18 protein-coding genes and 1 riboswitch are annotated in these 19,093 nt (G+C 69.3%); of the genes, 5 read left to right on the top strand and 13 right to left on the bottom strand.

All coding sequences use genetic code 11. The annotated features are described in order from the left end of the window. Positions 1-120: 120 nt before the first annotated feature. The 12 genes from KL771_RS01780 to KL771_RS01725 form a co-directional block, all read right to left on the bottom strand. Positions 121-1,380: a TonB family protein gene (locus KL771_RS01780; RefSeq protein WP_261966848.1), complete on the bottom strand. Its 1,260-nt coding sequence runs from the start codon at positions 1,378-1,380 to the stop codon at positions 121-123. Next, positions 1,377-2,054: an adenosylcobinamide amidohydrolase gene (locus KL771_RS01775; RefSeq protein WP_261966847.1), complete on the bottom strand. Its 678-nt coding sequence runs from the start codon at positions 2,052-2,054 to the stop codon at positions 1,377-1,379. Before KL771_RS01775 ends, KL771_RS01780 begins: the two co-directional genes overlap by 4 nt. Continuing rightward, positions 2,051-2,860, bottom strand: coding sequence for an ABC transporter ATP-binding protein (locus KL771_RS01770; RefSeq protein WP_261966846.1), 810 nt, complete (start codon positions 2,858-2,860; stop codon positions 2,051-2,053). Before KL771_RS01770 ends, KL771_RS01775 begins: the two co-directional genes overlap by 4 nt. Further along, complete coding sequence (locus tag KL771_RS01765) at positions 2,857-3,855, bottom strand: FecCD family ABC transporter permease (RefSeq protein ID WP_261966845.1); 999 nt, start codon at positions 3,853-3,855, stop codon at positions 2,857-2,859. Before KL771_RS01765 ends, KL771_RS01770 begins: the two co-directional genes overlap by 4 nt. Next, positions 3,852-4,739, bottom strand: a complete 888-nt coding sequence (locus tag KL771_RS01760) for an ABC transporter substrate-binding protein (protein ID WP_261966844.1) — start codon at positions 4,737-4,739, stop codon at positions 3,852-3,854. The genes KL771_RS01765 and KL771_RS01760 overlap by 4 nt, the downstream gene beginning before the upstream one ends. A gap of 49 nt (positions 4,740-4,788) precedes the next feature. Then, positions 4,789-6,699, bottom strand: coding sequence for a TonB-dependent receptor plug domain-containing protein (locus KL771_RS01755; protein ID WP_261966843.1), 1,911 nt, complete (start codon positions 6,697-6,699; stop codon positions 4,789-4,791). A gap of 228 nt (positions 6,700-6,927) precedes the next feature. Continuing rightward, positions 6,928-7,149: riboswitch (cobalamin riboswitch) on the bottom strand. 178 nt (positions 7,150-7,327) lie between these two features. Continuing rightward, entirely contained in the window at positions 7,328-8,446 is a 1,119-nt protein-coding gene (locus tag KL771_RS01750; RefSeq protein ID WP_261966842.1) for a branched-chain amino acid ABC transporter substrate-binding protein, read from the bottom strand. A gap of 370 nt (positions 8,447-8,816) precedes the next feature. Then, on the bottom strand, positions 8,817-9,173 hold the full coding sequence (locus KL771_RS01745) for a DUF6867 family protein (protein ID WP_261966841.1): 357 nt from the start codon (positions 9,171-9,173) through the stop codon (positions 8,817-8,819). A gap of 60 nt (positions 9,174-9,233) precedes the next feature. Then, complete coding sequence (locus KL771_RS01740) at positions 9,234-9,959, bottom strand: ABC transporter ATP-binding protein (RefSeq protein ID WP_261966840.1); 726 nt, start codon at positions 9,957-9,959, stop codon at positions 9,234-9,236. Continuing rightward, the gene (locus KL771_RS01735) at positions 9,956-10,867 is read right to left on the bottom strand and encodes an ABC transporter ATP-binding protein (RefSeq protein ID WP_261966839.1); all 912 of its coding nucleotides are present in this window, start codon (positions 10,865-10,867) and stop codon (positions 9,956-9,958) included. Before KL771_RS01735 ends, KL771_RS01740 begins: the two co-directional genes overlap by 4 nt. Continuing rightward, entirely contained in the window at positions 10,864-12,444 is a 1,581-nt protein-coding gene (gene livM / locus KL771_RS01730; RefSeq protein ID WP_390866505.1) for a high-affinity branched-chain amino acid ABC transporter permease LivM, read from the bottom strand. The genes KL771_RS01735 and livM overlap by 4 nt, the downstream gene beginning before the upstream one ends. 4 nt (positions 12,445-12,448) lie before the next feature. Further along, positions 12,449-13,366 (bottom strand): branched-chain amino acid ABC transporter permease, encoded by a 918-nt coding sequence (locus KL771_RS01725; protein ID WP_261966838.1) that lies wholly within the window; start codon positions 13,364-13,366, stop codon positions 12,449-12,451. Positions 13,367-14,020: 654 nt separating this feature from the next. Here KL771_RS01725 and KL771_RS01720 point away from each other — a divergent pair. Continuing rightward, positions 14,021-14,542: a flavin reductase gene (locus KL771_RS01720; RefSeq protein WP_261966837.1), complete on the top strand. Its 522-nt coding sequence runs from the start codon at positions 14,021-14,023 to the stop codon at positions 14,540-14,542. Positions 14,543-14,622: 80 nt separating this feature from the next. On the opposite strand, the gene pcaB is transcribed toward KL771_RS01720, so the two are convergent. Continuing rightward, on the bottom strand, positions 14,623-16,023 hold the full coding sequence (gene pcaB, locus KL771_RS01715) for a 3-carboxy-cis,cis-muconate cycloisomerase (protein WP_261966836.1): 1,401 nt from the start codon (positions 16,021-16,023) through the stop codon (positions 14,623-14,625). A gap of 184 nt (positions 16,024-16,207) precedes the next feature. Between pcaB and KL771_RS01710 the strand changes: the two genes are divergently transcribed. From KL771_RS01710 to KL771_RS01695, 4 genes are read left to right on the top strand one after another with little or no spacing between them, the layout of a single operon-like run. Next, positions 16,208-17,134, top strand: a complete 927-nt coding sequence (locus KL771_RS01710) for an AAA family ATPase (RefSeq protein ID WP_261966835.1) — start codon at positions 16,208-16,210, stop codon at positions 17,132-17,134. Between the two features lie 59 nt (positions 17,135-17,193). Continuing rightward, a complete protein-coding gene (locus tag KL771_RS01705; RefSeq protein ID WP_261966834.1) occupies positions 17,194-17,433 on the top strand; it encodes a hypothetical protein in 240 nt (79 codons plus the stop codon). After that, on the top strand, positions 17,434-17,763 hold the full coding sequence (locus KL771_RS01700) for a type II toxin-antitoxin system RelE/ParE family toxin (RefSeq protein WP_261966833.1): 330 nt from the start codon (positions 17,434-17,436) through the stop codon (positions 17,761-17,763). Next, the gene (locus tag KL771_RS01695; protein WP_261966832.1) at positions 17,753-19,066 is read left to right on the top strand and encodes a vWA domain-containing protein; all 1,314 of its coding nucleotides are present in this window, start codon (positions 17,753-17,755) and stop codon (positions 19,064-19,066) included. Before KL771_RS01700 ends, KL771_RS01695 begins: the two co-directional genes overlap by 11 nt. Positions 19,067-19,093 lie beyond the last annotated feature (27 nt).

The following is a 19,093-nucleotide window of genomic DNA, read 5'->3' as shown; positions in this document are numbered from 1 at the left end:
TTCTCTCATTCCACCAAACGGTAAAATACGCCAGTCGCCACCGCCTCCTTCAGGGCAGAAAATTTCATCTTGCTGTTATGCGCCGGCCGTTTTGCGGACACGGCTCCGGCGGCCGGCGGTCTATTCGAAACGCAGCGCGACGGTCATGCGCAGGCGTGCCGCGCCGATCGTATCGGGGAAAGGCGGCGCGGGCGCGGCTGCGCGCACGATGCGGATCGCGGCCGACTTGAGGTCGCCGGTCCCGCCGCTGATCGCGGCGATCTGCTCCAGCCCACCGTCCCGCCGGACCTCGAAGCTGACCACGACCGTGCCCTGGGAGCCGTCGCCCGGCTGCTGCCGGCTGACGATGCGCGCCCTGACCGCTGCCATGTAGCGGGCGATCGGATCGGCAGCGTCTCCCGACCCCGCCGCCCGGGCCGCCGGCCGGGCGGTTTCGCTCCTACCGCCCGCCGGTACGCCGCCGCCGACCGCCGTGGCGGTCCTGGCCGGCCCGGGGGGATGCGGCGCGAGCGCGCCGGTCGGACCGCCGTCGGCCTTCGGGCGGGTCGAGGAACGGTCGGGGGGAGGCGCGGCGGCGACGCTTCGCGGTCGGGTCGGTTCGGGCCGCGCGCGGGAAGGGGCGGCGGGCTTCGGTTCCCGCGCCGGTTCGGGGGCGGGCTTGGTCTCGGCCGCCGGCTTCGGTTCGGGCGCCGGCCGTATCGCGGCTGCAAGGGGCGCTGGCAGGATCGCCGGATCGGTTGCCTCCGGCGGGGCATCCGTGGCGGCCGCGCGTGCCGGCGCGGGCGGCGCCGCGGGACCGGGTGGCACGATCGCGGCGTCCGCCGAAGCGGCCGGTGACCGGGCGGCCAAGGCCGGAGCGATCGGAGCGGGTTCCGCCAGCCGGGCCTCCGGTGCCGAAGCCTCTTGCTCGGGCGGCGGCATGTCTGCCGCGGCGCTCGTGACGAGTGTCGGGTCCGGTTCGGACGGCACGACCTCATCGACGCGGGACGGCGGGAGGGACCGGTCGACGGTTGCCGTTTCGGCGGGCGCCGTCAGCGGCGGCGGTGCGATCGCTGCGACCGCCTCGGGGGCGACATCCAGGGTCGGAACGACCCGCGGCGGATCGACCGCCTCCGCCCGTTCGGCGCCGGTCGCAGCGGGTGCGGGCGTTCGGCCCGCCGGTTCGGGCGCCTCGACGACGGCCCCCGTTCCGACGGCACCCGCTTCCAGGAGTTCGGCGTCGATCGCATCCAGGGCGACCGGATCACCGGCCGGCGCGGTCGGGGACCAGATGCCGGAGACGATGGCGCCGGCGCCCGCGTGAATGGCGAGCGAGAGCAGAAGCGCGCCGATCATCGTCCGGGACGGTGCCGGACCGGGGAGAATCGCCATCGGTTTCATGGCGCATTCCCGGTCTGATCGGCGACCCATCCGGCCACGGCCGCGCGTGTGGCGGACAGGACCGCGGCCCCGACGGCCTCGCCGATGGCGGTATGCAGGCCGGCATAGACCGCTGGCTGCGGGCCCGGCGGCGCGGCGACAACCAGGCAGTCCGTGCCGGTGCCGGTGATGATCGAGCCTCCGCGCCGGATGCCCGCCTCCGCCACCGCGACGGTGCGCGCCTGCACGGCGAGGCTCATCGCCTCAAGGAACGCGCCGCGCGTGAGCGGAACCGTGACGTGGACCAGCGTGTTGATCGTCCCGGCGGCCGCCCGCAGGGCGGGATCGGTGCACCGCTCGCCGATCCGCTCGCCATTGGTCAGGCCGGCCGTGGTCAGCGCGGTCGCGCCGATCCCGTCGACCGTGCTGTGACCCAGGTGGTGGCGGCGAACGTCGCGGGCGGTCATCAGGCCGACCGCCCGCTGCAGACTCGCGGCGGCGAGCCGGGCGCGCAGGTAGCCGGCCGGATCGGACAGGTCGACCACGTCGGCATCGGTCACTTCGAGCCAGGCGACGGCATCGGCGACGGCGAAGCCCGGCCGGTTCGGCGACCAGCTCAGCATCCGGCGCGGACCGGCGAAACGCGCGACCAGCCAGGGCTGCCGGCAGTCGATCGCGATCTCCGCAACGCTCATGACCAATCCTCGGAGGGCGTGGCGGTGGCCGATCGATCGGAAAGGCCGGTCGGGACGAGCAGGAGGCCGCCCGGGTCTCGATCGACATGGGCCTCTATCCCGTAGACCGACGCCAGCAGGCCCGCGCTCAGGACCGCTTCCGGCGCTCCCGCCGCGACGATCCGGCCACCGGCGAGGACGATCACCCGGTCGCACCAGCGCGCGGCGAGGTTCAAGTCGTGCAGCGAGGCAAGCACCGTGCGGCCGGCGCCGGCCAGACGGCGAAAGACGTTCATCAGGGCGATCTGGTGGGCCGGATCGAGCCCGGCCGCCGGCTCGTCGGCGAGCAGCAGGCGGGCGTCCTGGGCGAGGGCCCGCGCGATCAGGACGCGCGCCAGTTCGCCGCCGGACAGCCGGTCGACCCGGTGTCCGCGCAAGCTCTGGAGCGTCATGGTCGTCAGCGCCGCCTCGATCGCGGCCCGGTCGTCCCGCGTTTCCGGCGCGAAGGCCGGTCGATGCGGCAGGCGGCCGAGGCCGACCACGGCTTCGACGGCGAGCGACCAGGCCACCTCGCGCGCCTGCGCAACATAGGCGATGCGCTGCGCGCGCGCCGGGGCGGACAGCCGGTCGAGGAGCGTGCCCGCGACGGCGACCGTGCCGCCCGTCGGCAGGAGGCCGGCGAGTGCGCGCAGCAGCGTCGACTTGCCGGCCCCGTTCGGGCCGATCAGGCCGACGAATTCGCCTGCCTTGAGCGTAAGATCGACCCGGTCGAGGACCGGACGGCCGTCGAGCGCGACGGACAGAGCGCGGGCCTCCAGCAGGGTCATCGTGCTCCGCCCCGGCCGGCCGCGATCAGGCGAAGAAAGAAGGGCGTTCCGATCAGTGCCGTGACGACGCCGAGCTTCAGGTCGCGGTCCGGGGCGACGAGACGCGCGGCGATGTCGGCGGCCGTCAGGAGCGCGGCGCCGCCGAGCGCGCTGGCGGCCAGGAGCCGGCTCGGCCGCGCGCCGACCAGCGGGCGGAGAAGATGCGGCACGACCAGCCCGACGAAGCCGATCGCCCCGGCGATCGCCGTGGCCGCCCCGACCGTGGCGGCCGTTCCGGCCAGGATCAGGATCCTGAGCGTGCTCATGTTCACGCCGAGACTGCGTGCCGTCTCCGCGCCGAGCGAAAGGGCATCGAGCCCGCGCCCGGCGAAGACCAGCAGCAGGCCGCCGACGGCCATGAAGGGCAGGGCGAGCCAGACATGCAGCATCGAGCGATCGTTGAGGGAACCGAGCATCCAGTAGACGATTTCGAGGGCCGCGAAGGGGTTTTCCGACAGGCTGAGGGCGAGCGCGGTCAGGGCGCCGGCGAGGCTTGAGACGGCGACCCCGGCGAGGATCAGACCCGACGGTCCGTCGCCGCGCCCGGCCATGGCCAGCACCAGCGTCATGGCGACGAAGCCGCCGGCCAGCGCCAGCAGCGGCAGGGCGAGCGGAAACAAGGCCGAGAGTCCGCCGTAGATCGCCGCCACCGCGCCGAGCGCGGCGCCCGGCCCGATCCCCATCAGGCCGGCATCGGCAAGCGGATTGCGCAGATAGCCCTGCAGGGCGGCTCCCGAGAGGCCGAGCGCGGCACCGATCGAGACCGACAGGATCGCCCGCGGCAGCCGGATCTCGCGCATCACGATCGAGATCACGCCGTCGTCGACGACCAGGGCCGCCAGAGCCCGCAAGGGTGCGAGTCCCGCCGCGCCGATCGTCAGCGAGACCGCCGCCAGGGCGAGTGTCAGCACGCCGAGGAGCGGGAGAAGCCAGCGCTCCGGCACCGATAGGGTCATGGCCGGGCCTCGATGTCCGCCGCGATGCCGGGTCCGGGAGCGCCGCTGCCGTCGGCGGCGGGCGGGCGGGCGGCCGCCATGCGGTCGGCGAGTGCGCGCAATTGTCGGACCGCTTCCAGCGTGAAGGGGCCGCCGCAAATGGTCAGTCGGTCGGGCAGTACAGTGACGCCGGTGGCCGAGCGGATCGCGGCCAGAAGGGCCGGGTGCCGGTAGCTGGCGTGGGCGAGCGCCGGGCCGCCGGGATCGGGAGCCTCTCCGATCACCGCATCGGGAGCGGCGACAACAAGGCGCTCCAACGGCAGCAGTCCGACGCCGACGACACCGATTTCCGCGGCCAGATTGCGCCAGCCGGCGGCGGCCAGGACCGCATCGACCAGGCTGTCGCGCCCGGCGGTGCCGGAGGCCCCGAAATAGACGGCGGCGAGCGGCGACGCGGCCGTCCGGGGGCGCGCCAGGACGGCCAGATCGGCCTCGAAGCGCGCCAGCAGGTCCTCCGCTGCGGCCTCCCGGTCCAGCAACGCACCCATGCGCCGGATGTGCCGGCGGATGTCGTCGAGGGACTGTTCGGGCGGAAACGCCTCGACGCGGATGCCCAGCCGCCGCAGCATGTCGAGGCTCTGGCGGGTCGTGTAGGTGCCGGCGAGCACGAGGTCCGGCCGGAGAAGATAGATCTCCTCCGCCGTCCCGCCATTCGCCGGAATCCTCTGCGCGGCCTCGGCCAGCGCCGCCATGGTCGGGTCATGGGCGAGCCTCGAGACGGAAACCAGCTGACCCGGCGCCGCCAGGAGCAGCGCCAGCTGATCCGTGCACAGATTGACCGAGACGACGCGCCGGGGCGGTTCGGCGGCCTCGAGGCGCACTGCGGCCGTCATGGACAGCACCATGCCCAGTATCGCCGCCGCTGCCGTGCCCCGCCGCATCATTCGGCCCGCCTCAGAACCGCGCCGACAGGCCGGCATAGACCGAGGCGCCGGGCGTGCCGTAGCCCCACACGGTCTGATAGCGCTGGTCGAGCAGGTTGCGGCCGCGCAGGGTCAGGTCGAAGGTGTCGGTCAGCCGGTAGGTCACCGTCGCGTCGAGCAGGAAATAGGCGGGCAGCTTGCGCACCGGCGAACTGAAGTCCGGCAGGATGACCGAATAGTCCGTGTCGCGCATGTCGTCGACCCAGGTTCCACGCACCGAGACCGTCGTCCTTTCGATCGCCGTCACCGTGGCGCCGACGGTCGCCTTGTGGCGCGGCACGCGCAGGAGCGGCGAGCCGTCCGCCTGTTCGGCTTGCGTGAAGGTGTAGCTGCCGTCGAGGGCGAGCCAGTCGAGCGCCTGGACCTTGCCGGCGAGTTCGATGCCGCGCCGCTGGCTCAGGCCCGGCACCTGCAGGTAGCGGTAGGCGCCGACGCCGGTATCGTAGGCGAACTGAATCAGATCCCGCGTGTCCAGCTTGAAGACCGTCGCCGAAAGGGTCAGCCGACCGTCCCAGAAACTCTGGTCGATGCCGGCGTCCAGGCTGCGGCTCTCCTCCGGCTTCAGGGACCGGTTGCCGTAGATCGGTGCGAACAGTTCGTAGGCCGAGGGCGGGCGGAAGCCGGTGCCCCAGCTGGCGCGCACCTTGGTGCCCTCGAACAGACGGTAGGCCGCCGTCGCCCGCGCGGTCGGATGGTCGCCGAAGGTCGAATGATGGTCGTTGCGCAGCGCGCCGGTCAGGGTCAGGCCGGCGATCGGTTCCAGCGAGGCCTGCGCGAAGGCGCCGGCATTGTCGATCGTCCCCGACAGACCCTCGGAAGAGCGTGCCGTCTCGCGCGCGTAGTCGGCTCCGAACGAGAAGGCCAGCATGTCGTTCAGCCGGAAGCTGCCGAGATATTCGAGCTTCGTCCGGTCGCCGTCGTAATGGCCCGGATAGCCGCCCCAAGTGGTGCTCTGGGTGTCGTAGTGCTGGATCGCCAAGGTGTTCTTCCAGCGCCCGTCCATCAGATCGAGATCGGCACCGACGCGAATGCCGGCATCCTCGCCGATGGTCCGGTTGCGCGGCGTGCCCTTGACCTCGTCGGTCGGACCGACACCCCAGACGAAATCGTCGAAGGCGCTGTCGTGGCGGCTGTAGCGCAAGGCGCCAAACACCCGGAATGCCTCGTTCAGACGCGTGGCGGCATTGGCCGAGAAGGTGGTGTTGTCGTATCCGTCCTTCTCGCGATTGCCGGCGCGGGAATCGGCCGACGAGATGCCGTCGGTCTTGGCCCGCTCGATCGAGATGTTGACCTCGCTGGAATCGGTCGCCGCCGAGAGGCCGTAGCGCCCGGACACGGTTCCGAAGGATCCGACCTCGACGGCGGCGCGGTGGCTGACGCCGGGACCGTCGGCCCGGCGCGTGGTGATGTCGATCACGCCGGCGACCGCCGTGCCGCCATAGAGCGCCGATTGCGAACCGCACAGGATCTCGATCCGCTCGACATCGCCGACCAGCATGTGCTCCAGCGCGGCCGCGGTCTGCGTCTTGGTCGGATCGGACACCTCGATGCCATCGATCCGGACCATGATGTAGGCGGCGTTGGCGCCGCGCATCATCACGGAGGTCAGACCGCCGGGACCGCCGATCTGGGCGAAATTCAAGCCGGGCACGCGGTCGAGGTAGTCCTTGACGTAGGTCTCCCGGGCGCGCTCCAGCGTGGCTCGGTCGATCACCGTGACCGCCGAGCCGACCTTGGCGGCATCGGTCGGCGTGCGGTTCGCCGACACCACGATGGTGCCGAGATCGAGCTTTTTATCCTGGGCGGCGTCCTGGGCCGACGCCGGCCCGCCGCATGCGCAGATCGCTGCGGCCGCCAACAGGGCGCGGCGGTGCCTGTTCATAGTTCCGTGCATTCATGCCCCCTTGCGGCCGCACCGAAGCGGCGGGCCGCAGCCGATCGACGGCAGCGCCGAGGCCGCGTCGGTTCCAACACCGGTGTCGCGCGGAATCGGGGGAGAGCGGAGCGATGGGCGGATAAGTCCACCCGCCTGCGGCCCGTCCCGGCACCGGCGACACGTCTCATGTCACCCGCTCGGAACGGCCGCGATCCGGCGCCCCACGCGCCGGGATCAGGAGTGACGGAAGGGGCAGGTCTCCTGGCTTGCGGGTCACGGCCTTGTCTCCCGCCTTCCCGACGGCGCGGAGGCCGTCAGTGGCTTCGGGGAGAGGGCTCGCCGCTCACAGTTGCGGGGGCAGCTGCGGATTTGCCGTGCCCGTCCGGAGACGGTCTCGGCTCACCGACATTCCCTTTTCATCCGTCTTGCGACGGAACCTCTTCACGAAATCGAGAGTGCGCATGGCGGCCGGGAGAGTCAAGCCGCCGGTCGGCCCATGCTCGCAGTCCTGCCGTGCATCGGAAGCGCCGGACTGAGCCGCGGATTGCGGCAGCATTGCCGAGGTGCTCATAAGAAAAGCCGCCCATTGCTGGGCGGCTTTCCGGATGCGATCGAACCTTGCGGTCCGTTCGGATCACTTGTTCTGCGTATAGGTGACCTTGCCGTCGGCACCCTTGTTCCAGGTGTACATCACGTAGTCGACGGTGGTGCGGTCACCCTTCTTGTCGTAGGAGATGTCGCCGAGCACGGTCTTGAAGGTCATGCCCGAATGCATCGCGTCGGCGATCTTCTTCGGGTCGAGCGAGTTGGCCTTCTCGGCCGCCTGCTTCATGATCTGCACGGCCGCATAGGAGTAGAGCGTGTAGGCCTGCGGATCGAAGTTCTTGGCCTTGAACTTGGCAACCACGTCCTTGGCGGCCGGGTTGTTGCGCGGATCCGGGCCGAACGACATCAGGGTGCCGATCACGCCGTCGCCGCCGATCGAGGCGAACTCGTCGTCGGTGATGCCGTCGCCGGACATCATCACGGTCTTCAGGCCCTGGTCGCGCATCTGGCGCACGATCAGGCCGCCTTCGGTGTGCAGGCCACCCCACATCAGGATGTCGGCGCCCGACGCCTTGATCTTGGAGACCAGCGCCGAATAGTCCTTCTCGCCGGTGTTCACGCCTTCGTACAGGACTTCCTTGATGCCGTCCTTGTTCATGAAGCCCTTGGCAGCGTCGGCGAGACCCTGGCCATAGGTGGTCTTGTCATGAACGACGGCGATCTTCTTGCCCTTGAAGTGCTGCTTGGCGTAGTCCGCCCACAGCCGGCCCTGCTGGTCGTCGCGGCCGCAGGTGCGGAACACGTTCCAGAGGCCACGCTCGGTGATCTTCGGGTTGGTGGCCGACGGGGTGACGGTCAGGATGCCGTTCTCCGCATAGACCTCGGACGCCGGCATGGTGACACCGGAGTTGAAGTGGCCGACCACCAGCTTGATGCCGTCGCCGACGAACTTGTTGGCGACCGAGACGCCCTGCTTCGGATCGGAGACGTCGTCGCCGACCGACAGCACGATCTTCTGGCCGAGGATGCCGCCGGCGGCGTTGATGTCTTCGACGGCCTGCTCGGTGCCGTTCTTGAGCTGGGCGCCGAACGCGGCGTTCGGACCCGTGATCGGGCCGGCGACGCCGAGCTTGATGTCGGCATGGGCCATGCCGGCGAAGGCCATCGAGGCCGCCAGGACGGTGCTGGCCAACCAGATCTTCTTCATGGAAATGCTCCTCTCCACAGTTTGCTCCAGGCCCTCGCCGATCCCCGATCGGCCGTGGGCCTCCTCCCATTCGGCGGTCCGAGGCCGGACCGCGTTGATCGCAGTCGCCGCCCTCGGATCCCCCGGGTTCCGAACCAGTCCGCGAAGGCCGGAGGCGCTTTGGCCGTCTGGCCGAAACGCCATGGTCCTGCCTTCGGATTTCGGCGGGGCTCTGTCCGGTTCCAGGCAGAAGCAGGCGCTTCTCTCCCAGCCCGTTATCCCCAGCCGACGGTCCCACCCGCTGGGGCGCGATCCTTGCCCGAAATCAACGAGTTGTCACCCGAAAAACGGCTTTCCCGGACGAATCTCGTGCGACGGTGAAGATCGCCCCTCAGACGCGGCTGCGCCAGCTGAGCGGGCCCAGCGGCGCGTAGAGCCAGTTGTATTTCGTCACCATCTGGCGCGTCCGCATCTGGCGGTATCCGATCGCCGCGAACACCTGCGCGACCGCCATGTCGACCAGATAGAATTGCGCCGAAAGAAGCGTGCCGCCGAACAGCGCGAAGTGCAGGTAGCGGACGACCGCGCCGAGCACCAGCATGTAGAGGAAGACGGTCCAGTAGGGCCGCCAGGTCGAGGCGCAGGCCTTGCCCGTCATCCAGGCGGCCCAGCCGCCCATCACCACCGTCACGGCGAGGAACAGCCGGATGCTTTCCTCTTCGTAGAGAACGCCCTGGAGCTTTTCCATGGGACCCTTACCGGTTGCGGATCGACATGCGATCCCCTGATCGTTCGACGCGGCTGGCGGTCAGTGGCGGCCGCCTTCCAGATAGGCAGCGCGGACTTCCGGCCGCTCCAGCAGTTCCTTGCCGGAACCGCTCATGGTGATGACGCCGTTGACCATCACATAGCCGCGATGGGCAAGCTTCAGCGCGTGGAAGGCGTTCTGCTCGACCAGGAACACGCTCAGTCCCTCGGTGCGGTTCAGATCGCGGATCGCGTCGAAGATCAGCTTCACCACCAGCGGCGCCAGGCCGAGCGAGGGCTCGTCGAGCAGCAGCAGCTTCGGACGCGACATCAGCGCGCGGGCGATGGCCAGCATCTGCTGTTCGCCGCCCGACAGTGTGCCGCCGCGCTGGTTGATGCGCTCCTTGAGGCGCGGGAACAGGTCGAAGACCCGCTTCAGATCCTCGTCCATATGGGCGAAGTCGTTGATCGCCGCGCCCATCTGGAGGTTTTCCATGACCGACATGCGCGGGAAGATGCGCCGGCCCTCGGGGGACTGGGCGATGCGCATGCGGGCGATCTCATGCGTCGGCATCCGAGAGATGTCGGCGCCCTGATAGACGATCTTGCCTTCGCGCGCCCGCGGGTTGCCGAAGATGGTCATCATCAGGGTGGATTTGCCGGCGCCGTTGGCGCCGATCAGCGTAACGATCTCGCCCTCGTTCACATCGAGATCCACGCCCTTCAGCGCGATGATCTTGCCGTAGTAGGTCTTCACGCCGCGGATGGACAGGAGCGGTTCAGTCACGACAGAACCTCCGCCTCGACGGCTTCGACTTCTTCATCCGAGACGCCCAGATAGGCCGCAATGACCTTCGGGTCGTTGCGGACGAAATCGGGCTTTCCGTCGGAAATCTTGGTGCCGTAGTCGAGCACCACGACATGGTCGGAAATCTCCATGACCACCGACATGTCGTGCTCGATCAGGAGGATCGAGGTGCCGTCCTTCTCGCGGATGCCGAGCAGCAGCGCATTGAGTTCGGCGCTCTCGCGCGGATTGAGGCCAGCGGCCGGCTCGTCGAGACAGAGCAGGACCGGCTCGGTGCACATGGCGCGCGCGATCTCCAGGCGGCGCTGCGCGCCGTAGGGCAAGTCGCCAGCCGGGTCGTCGGCCCGGTCCATCAGGTCGATCCGGTCGAGCCAGTATTTGGCCTTCTCGATCGAGGCCTTCTCGGCCTTGCGGTAGGCCGGCAGGCCAAGCAGCCCGAGCACCGTGAAGCCGGACGCCGTCATCAGCGCATTGTGCTGGGCGACCAGCAGGTTCTCCAGCACCGTCATGCCCGAGAACAGGCGGATGTTCTGGAAGGTCCGCGCCACCTTGGCGTGGGCGGAGACCTCGAAATCCGGCATGCGTTCGAGCAGGTAGAGGCCGGCCCCGGCGCGCACCATGCGCCGGTCGGGCCGGGCTGTGGCGGCGTCGAGTTCGTCCCACACCTTGGCTTCGCCATGGCGGAGCGCGATACGGCCCTCGGTCGGCTTGTAGAAGCCGGTGATGCAGTTGAACACGGTCGTCTTGCCGGCGCCGTTCGGGCCGATCAGGGCGGTGATGTCGCCTTCGCCGGCCGAAAAGCTGAGGTCGTTGACCGCGACCAGGCCGCCGAAGCGCATGGTCAGATGCTCGAGCTTGAGCAGGGGCTTCTCTTCCCAGCGGTTCATCCGTGGCCCTCCTTCACGAGGTCGCCGGATACCGTCTTGCGTTCTTTCAGGAAGGCCGTCGGGGTCCGGGTGGAGATCAGACCGCGCGGCTTCCACAACATGATCACGACCATGGAGGCGCCGAAGATGAGGCCGCGATAGAGGGCCGGGTCGAAGTCGTTGCCGAAGATCTGCTTCAGGAAGTCGAGTTCGCGCATGATCTCGAAACCGCCGACCAGCACCACGGCGGCGATGACGACGCCGTAGAGGCTGCCCATGCCGCCGAGCACCACGATGGCCAGGATCTGCGCGGATTCGATGAAGGTGAAGCTCTCCGGCGAGATGAAGCCCTGGCGCGCGGAGAAGAACGAGCCGGCGAAGCCGCCGAACATGGCTCCGAGCGCGAAGGCGGTGAGCTTGGTGTTGGTGGTGTTGATGCCGAGCGAACGGCAGGCGATCTCGTCCTCGCGCAGCGCCTCCCAGGCCCGCCCGACCGGCATCCGCCGCATGCGCACCGTCACGAAGGCGGTCAGCAGCGCGAGGCAGAGGATCAGGTAGTAGAGGAAGATGGTTCGGTAGATCGGAGAGAATTCAAGCCCGAACCGGGCCGCAAAGCCCTCGTCGCTGGCATTGAACGGGATGCCGAACAGGGTCGGACGCGGAATGCCCGAAATGCCCGCATAGCCGCCCGAGAAGTCGACCCAGTTGACCAGCACCATGCGGATGATCTCGCCGAAGGCGAGCGTCACGATCGCGAGATAGTCGCCGCGCAGCCGCAGCACGGGGAAGCCGAGGATGATGCCCCAGAAGGCCGACAGGATGCCGGCCAGCGGCAGCAGGATCCAGAAGCTGAGCCCGAATTCCTTGGCGAGCAGCGCATAGGAATAGGCGCCGACCGCGTAGAAGGCGACATAGCCGAGATCGAGCAGGCCGGCGAGGCCGACGACGATGTTCAGGCCCCAGCCGAGCATCACGTAGATCAGGATCTGGATGCCGAAATTGTCGATCCATTTCAGCGATCCGCCCCAGCCGGCGCCAAGGATCGCGATGATCGGGAAGGCGGCCAGGAAGCCGATGCCGGCCGGGCCGAGCAGGGCGGCGGCGCGCTCGGTCATGTTCTGGCCGAAGGCGATCAGCACCATGCCGAACAGGACCGCGACGGCTTCGATCAGGATGATGCTGCCGAGGCCCATCTGGCCGGGCGGCGAGATCGGCATGTTCGGCAGGGCGCCGCCGGCGAGGCGGAAGCCGATGTCGACGATCGCCACCAGGGTAACGACGACGCCGACCAGGAAGCAGAGCCGCTTGAACATGCCCAGCAGACCGCCGGACGGGCTCGGCGTCGCAACCTTGTGCGCGGGCTCGCGTCCCCACACGAAGACGTTCAAGAGAAAGCGCCCGACCACGATGATGCCGACGATGATCGCCAGGGCTTCCGGCCGGACCTTCAGAACCAGCCGGTTGGAGATGTCCTGGACCGTCTGCAGGCCGATGAAGACGCCGAAAAGGCCGAATGCGATCAGGCCGGCCAGCAGCGCGTCCTTCGCCGCATGGCCGATATCGACGGACCGGCCGCCGGTTTGGGTCTCGTTGGCCATGGGCTCAGACCTTCTCGACTTCGGGTTTGCCGAGGAGCCCCTGCGGCATGAAGATGAGCGTGATGGCGAGGATAGAGAAGGCGGCCACGTCTTTGTAGTCGATGGTGAAATAGGCCGACCAGAAGACCTCGATCAGGCCGATCAGCAGCCCGCCGACGACCGCGCCGGGCAGCGAGCCGATGCCGCCGAGCACGGCGGCCGTGAAGGCCTTCACGCCGGGATTGAAGCCGTCCGAGAAGGACACGACGCCGTAGTAGACCATGTACATCACGCCCGCGACGGCCGCGAGCGCGGCGCCCATCACGAAGGTGACCGAGATGGTGCGGTCGACGTCGATGCCGAGCAACGAGGCCATCTTGCGGTCCTGCTCGCAGGCCCGCTGGGCGCGACCGAGCGGCGTCTTCTGGACCAGATACCAGAAGGCGGCGAGCAGGATCGCGGTGACCACCATGATCATGATCTGCTTGTAGGAGATCGCGACGTTATAGGTCGGGCTCTCCACCAGGATGATCACGTCGTTCAGCATGCCGGGCACCGGCTTGTTGCGCGGTCCCTGCGTCACCTGGACGAAGTTGGACAGGAAGATGGACACGCCGATCGCCGAGATCAGCGGTGCGAGGCGGAAAGAACCGCGCAGCGGCCGGTACGCGACCCGCTCGATGGTCCAGTTCCAGAGCGAGGTCAGCACCATCGCCACGACCAGCATCAACACGATCGCGATCACCACCGGAACGGACCCGACCAGGGCGCCGATCAGCAGGAACGTAATCATGGCGATGAAGGCCGACACCATGAACACGTCGCCGTGGGCGAAGTTCACCATGCCGATGATGCCGAAGACCATCGTGTAGCCGATGGCAATGAGCCCGTAGATCGAGCCCAGCGTGATCCCGTTGATCAACTGCTGAAGGAATACTTCCATGTAGCGACAGCCGCTCCCCGACTTGTCGTCCCGGCCATAGGCGCCGGCACGCGGTCACCGATTGCGCGGTCCCGGTGTTCCCGACACCGGACACGCAGCGCGGCACCTTCCCCCGGCGCCACCGCTATTCTTTACACGCAGATCAGATGCCCCAATTTCGCCATGCTTACCAAGCCCCCCGCGGGGAAACAATTCCCTTCGTGATTTGCCCCCTACAAAAGTCGGTTCGTTCCCGATCCGATCCCAATCAGGAAGAGACTCGCCGCTGCATGGCGCCTCGGCGCGGATTTCATCCCGAGGACCCCATCGGCTCCGCGGCGCCGGGCTGCGACGTCCTGACATCCAAGACCATGGCAAATCGGCGTCGTCGGACAAGCGCGTTTGATGAGCGGCATTGCCTTCGGATCAGCTTCTTGGCCTCGACCGAGGGGCAAGGCATGGGGCTGCCGCGACGCTCCCTGTTCCAGATGCGACATCGCTGCAATTGAAGTGCTGGCAAATGGGCGGGATGGCGCGCGTGCGGCGCACAATCTTTGCGCGCTTTCGACGGGGCGGATGCGGCGCCGTTCCGTTTTCGGCGCCGCAACGGTTCGCAAAGACCCGCCGGCGGTCTACATGTGGGGACAGCGTCCGCGTCGGGCGCCGGAGCCTGCAATGACCTTTCCGATGGTTCGAATTGCCGCCGACGGCGAGCACGTCGACGGCAAGACCTTCCGCGATGCCATGAGCCGGATCGCCACCGCCGTTCATGTGGTGGCGACCGACGGTCCGGCCGGCCTCGGCGGGGCGACCATGACGGCGGTTGCCTCGGTCACCGATACGCCGCCGACCCTGCTGATCTGTCTGAACCACGGCTCGACCGCCAATGCGCTGATCAAGGCGAACGGCGTCTTCTGCGTGTCCGTCCTGCCGGCCGAAGCACGCGCGCTGGCCGAGATATTCTCCGGCCGCACGGGGCTGCACGGCCGGGAGCGGTTCACGGCGGGCGTTTGGTCGCGTCTCGTCACCGGCGCCCCCGCCCTGGACGGTGCCCGTGTGGCGATCGACTGCCACGTCAGCGGCGTGAGCGAGGTCGGCACCCATTCGGTCATCTTCGGTGCGGTCGCGGCGGTTCGGAGCGGGGCGGACGGTCCGGCACTCGCCTATCTCGATCGGGCTTTCGCCAGCCTCGCCTGACCGGTCCGCCGGCGTCCGTTGGTCAGAGAATTCGCGGTTCGGATTCGCGACGGATGGGGCCATCCGCCGCGATCGGACCGCTAGGCCGGCCCCGGCAGTCCGTCTCTCGACGCATCCCAGGCGTCGAGCGCGCGATCGACGAAGGCCTCCGTCGCGCCGAGATAGCCGGCGGGGTCGAAGGTCTCCGCCAGCGCCTCCGGGCCGAGATGCCGGACGACGGCGGGGTCTTCGGCCAGCGCATCCTCCAGATGCAGGTCCTCGGCGACCGCGCGCGCCACGGCGCGCTCGATCAGCCGCCGCGCCTCGACCTTGCCGACGGCGGCAGCCAGCCGGGCGGTCGCCGCCTCGGCCATGACCAGACCGCGCGTCGCCTCCAGATTGGCGCGCATCCGGCCGGGGTCGATCTCCAAACCGTCCAGAGCGCGGGCGAGATTGACCACCGCGCCGTGGGCGGCGACGAACAGGCGCGGCAGGGTGCGCCATTCCGCATGCCAATTGCCGGCGGCCCGCTCGAATTCCTGCACCATGCCGCCGATCAGCACCGGCACGCAGCCGATCGCTTCGGCCGCGGCGGCACGGGCGGCGACCAGATGCACCGGATTGCGCTTGTGCGGCATGGCCGAGGACCCGCCCTTGCCGGGGCCGGTCGCCTCGAAGGCCTCGGCCACGTCCGACGACATCTCCTGCACCAGGTCGCCCGCGATCTTGCCGACCATGCCGGCGACCATGCCGAGCGCACCGGCGATCTCGGCGATCCGGGTGCGGTCGGTGTGCCAGGGCAGGGCGGGCAGCGGCAGGTCGAGTTCGGCGGCGAGCGCGACCGCGACCTCCAGGCCCTCCGGCCCGAGCGCCGATAGGGTGCCGGCCGCGCCGCCGAACTGCAGCGCGAGCGCCTCGCCGCGCACCCGGACCAGCGCCGCCCGGGCGCGCGCCGCCATGGTCAGCCAGCCCGCCACCTTGAGGCCGAAGGTGACCGGCACGGCGTGCTGCAGCAAGGTCCGGCCGATCTGCAGGGTGGCGCGGTGGCGGTCGGCGAGGGCGGCCAGCGTTTCGGCGAGTGCGGTGGTGTCGCGGATGATCAGATCGAGGCCGGCGCGCACTTGCAGCATCGTGCCGGTGTCGATGACATCCTGGCTCGTGGCGCCGAGATGGACGTGATCGCGCGCCTCGGGACCCACCGCCGCCTGCAGGTGCTTGACCAGCGGGATGGCCGGGTTGCCGGCCAGCATGGTTTCGGCGGCGAGGCGGCCGAGATCGTAGCGGTCCGGATCGGCGTGTGCGGCGATGGTCTCGGCCGCCATCTCCGGCACCAGGCCCACGGTGGCCTCGGCGCGCGCCAGCGCGACCTCGAAGGCCAGCATGGCGCCGAGCCGTGCCCGGTCGTCGAAAAGCGTCGCCATGGCGACGGCCCCGAACAGCGGATCGAGCAATGTCTGCGCCGCGGGACCCTGCAACGCCGGCCCCTCTGTCGTCCTGGTCATGATCGCCCCCCAATCGGGCGGACGATAGACGAGGCGGGGCTTCGGTTTAAGAGCCGTCTCGTCAAAAGGGAGAAGGCCGGAGCATTTGCCGGAGCCGGGCCGGCGGGCTACTGAAAGAAGCAAGAACCGGCGGTTCCAGGTGGCTCCATGCCGACCGATCGGTCCAACTGCGAGGAACCGCGCCATGTCAGCCGCCCCCGTCGCCTTGCCCGCCTCGATCGACGCCACGCTCGCCATGATTCGCGGCGCCGGCTACGTCGCGGACCGCGCCCTGGCGACCGTGCTCTACCTGTCGCTCAAGATGCAGCGGCCGCTGTTCCTCGAAGGCGAGGCCGGCGTCGGCAAGACCGAGATCGCCAAGGTGCTGGCCGCGACGCTCGGCCGCCGGCTGATTCGGCTGCAGTGCTACGAGGGGCTGGACGTTTCCACCGCCGTCTACGAATGGAACTACCCCGCCCAGATGGTCGAGATCCGCATGGCCGAGGCGTCCGGCGCCGTCGACCGGGCCGAACTCCAGGCCAACGTCTTCGCCGAGCGCTATCTGATCAAGCGGCCGATCCTGCAGGCGCTGGAGCCGGACATGGCCGGCGCGCCGGTGTTCCTGATCGACGAGCTCGACCGCGCCGACGAGGCCTTCGAGGCCTTCCTGCTCGAAGTGCTCGCCGATGCCCAGGTGACCATCCCGGAGCTCGGCACCGTCAAGGCGCCGGTGCCGCCGATCGTGGTGATCACCACCAACCGCACCCGCGAGATCCACGACGCGCTGAAGCGGCGCTGCCTCTACCACTGGGTCGACTATCCGGATGCCGAGCGCGAGATGGAGATCGTCCGCACCCGGGTGCCGGGCGCGCCGGCCCGGCTCAGCGCCGAGGTGGTCGCCTTCGTGCAGAAGTTGCGCCGCATGGAACTCTTCAAGGCGCCCGGCGTCGCGGAGACGATCGACTGGGCGACCGCGCTGACCGAGCTGGACCAGCTCGCGCTCGACCCGACCATCGTCTCCGACACGCTCGGCGTGCTCCTCAAATACCAGGACGACATCGCCCGCATCCAGGGCTCGGAGGCGCGCCGGATCATCGACGAGGTTCGCCAGGAGGCCAGCCGGGCCGGGTGACGGCGGTCGCGAGGCGACGGTCGGCGTGGTAGCCTTCGGACGGCCGAGGGAGAATGGACATGTCGGTGCAGATCGACCCGAAATGGGAGTTCATCGCCGAGGAACTGGTCGATGCCGGCCGGTTTCCGGACGTGCAAGCCGTGTTCGACGCCGCCTTCTCGGTTCTGCGCCGGACGGCGCTGGGCGAAATGGACTTGCGCGCTTTGGTCCGCGAAGCCGAAATGGCCGGCGGGTTCGTGTCGGCCGAGGACCTGCTGGCGGAAAGCAAGACTTGGCTCGAGGATCTGGATGTCGAATAGGTGCGTGCGGTCGTCTTCACTCTGCACGCCCGGGGTGATCTGCGCCGGATCATGCGCTTCATTGCCAGGCGCAGCCACAGCAAGGCGCTGGCGGAGGATTTCATCGCCGGGGTCCTGGCCCGATGCTACCGCATGGCAGCGCGTGCGACGGAGGTCGGCCGGCCGCGACCCGATATCGGGCCGGGCTATCGAAGCCTGCCCTTCGGCCGGTACATCATCATCCATCGCTACGATCCCCATCGGCTCGTGATCGTGCGCGTTCTGAGCGCCTATCTGAATGCCGAACCGACCGCGATTCGAGCCGGAGACGACGATCCCGATGGCGCTTGATCCTTCTGCCGTTGCGACTTCCGCCGAAGCCCGTCCCGGCGGCCGGCTGGCCGAGAACATCGTCTATTTTGCGCGCACGCTCAGGGCGGCGGGGATGCCGGTCGGGCCGGCCGCGGTGGTCGATGCGATCCGGGCGGTCGAGGCGGCCGGGATCGGCACGCGCGAGGATTTCTACTGGACCCTGCACGCCGTCTTCGTGAGCCGGCGCGAGCAGCGGGTGATCTTCGACGAGGCCTTCCGCATCTTCTGGCGCAATCGCGGGCTGGTCGAGAAGATGCTCGCCATGCTGTCGCCGGTCGCGCTGCCGTCGCAGCCGCCGGCCCCGCCCAAGGCAGCGGCGAGCCGCGTCGCCGCGGCGATGCAGTCGGCGCGCGAGCCCGACAAGGTCGTCGAGCAGCCGCAGATCGAGGTCGACGCCCGTTTCACCGTCTCGGACCGCGAGATCCTGCAGCGCAAGGATTTCGCGCAGATGAGCGCCAGCGAGATCGATGCGGCGCGCGAGGCGCTGAAGCGGCTCGTCCTGCCGCTCGACACGGTCGCCACGCGCCGTCTGGTCGGCGCCCCGCGCGGGCGCCTGATCGACCCGCGCCGGACGCTGCGCGCCTCGCTCAGGACCGGCGGCGGCATGATCGCGCTGCGCTACCGGCGGCCGAAGGAGGTCCATCCGCCGATCGTGGCGCTGCTCGACATTTCCGGCTCGATGAGCCAGTACAGCCGCATCTTCCTGCATTTCCTGCATGCGCTCGCCGAAAAGCGGCGACGCATCTCGATCTTCCTGTTCGGGACGCGGCTCACCAACGTCACCCGGCAGTTGCGCATGAAGGACCCCGACGAGGCGCTGGCGGCGGCCTCCGCCTCGGTCGCCGACTGGTCCGGCGGCACGCGGATCGCCACCGCGCTCGGCGACTTCAACCGGCTCTGGTCGCGCCGGGTCATGGCCGGCGGCCCGATCGTGCTCCTGATCACCGACGGGCTGGAGCGCGACACCGACGAGGATCTCGGGCGGGAGACCGAACGGCTGGCGAAATCGGCGCGGCGGCTGGTCTGGCTCAATCCGCTCCTGCGCTTCGACGGCTTCGAGGCGCGCGCCCGCGGCATCCGCCAGATGCTGCCGCATGTCGACGAGTTCCGCGCCGTGCACAATCTGGATTCGATCGGCGAACTCTGCCGCGCGATCGCGGGCGAGAACCGTGGCCTGGCGCCGTCCGATCCGCGCCGCTGGCTTGCCGCCGGGCGCGGCCCGGAACCGGGGCGCGTCGCCGCGCAGGACTTCTACGGCAGCGATCGCGGCCGGAGCCTTTGATCCGGCTCAATGGCCGCGATTCGGACA

It is taken from the genome of Prosthecodimorpha staleyi, assembly GCF_018729455.1.
Taxonomy (GTDB): Bacteria; Pseudomonadota; Alphaproteobacteria; order Rhizobiales; family Ancalomicrobiaceae; genus Prosthecodimorpha; species Prosthecodimorpha staleyi.
Note: the sequence above shows the minus strand (reverse complement) of the source record. Positions and strands in the feature narration are given on the sequence as shown.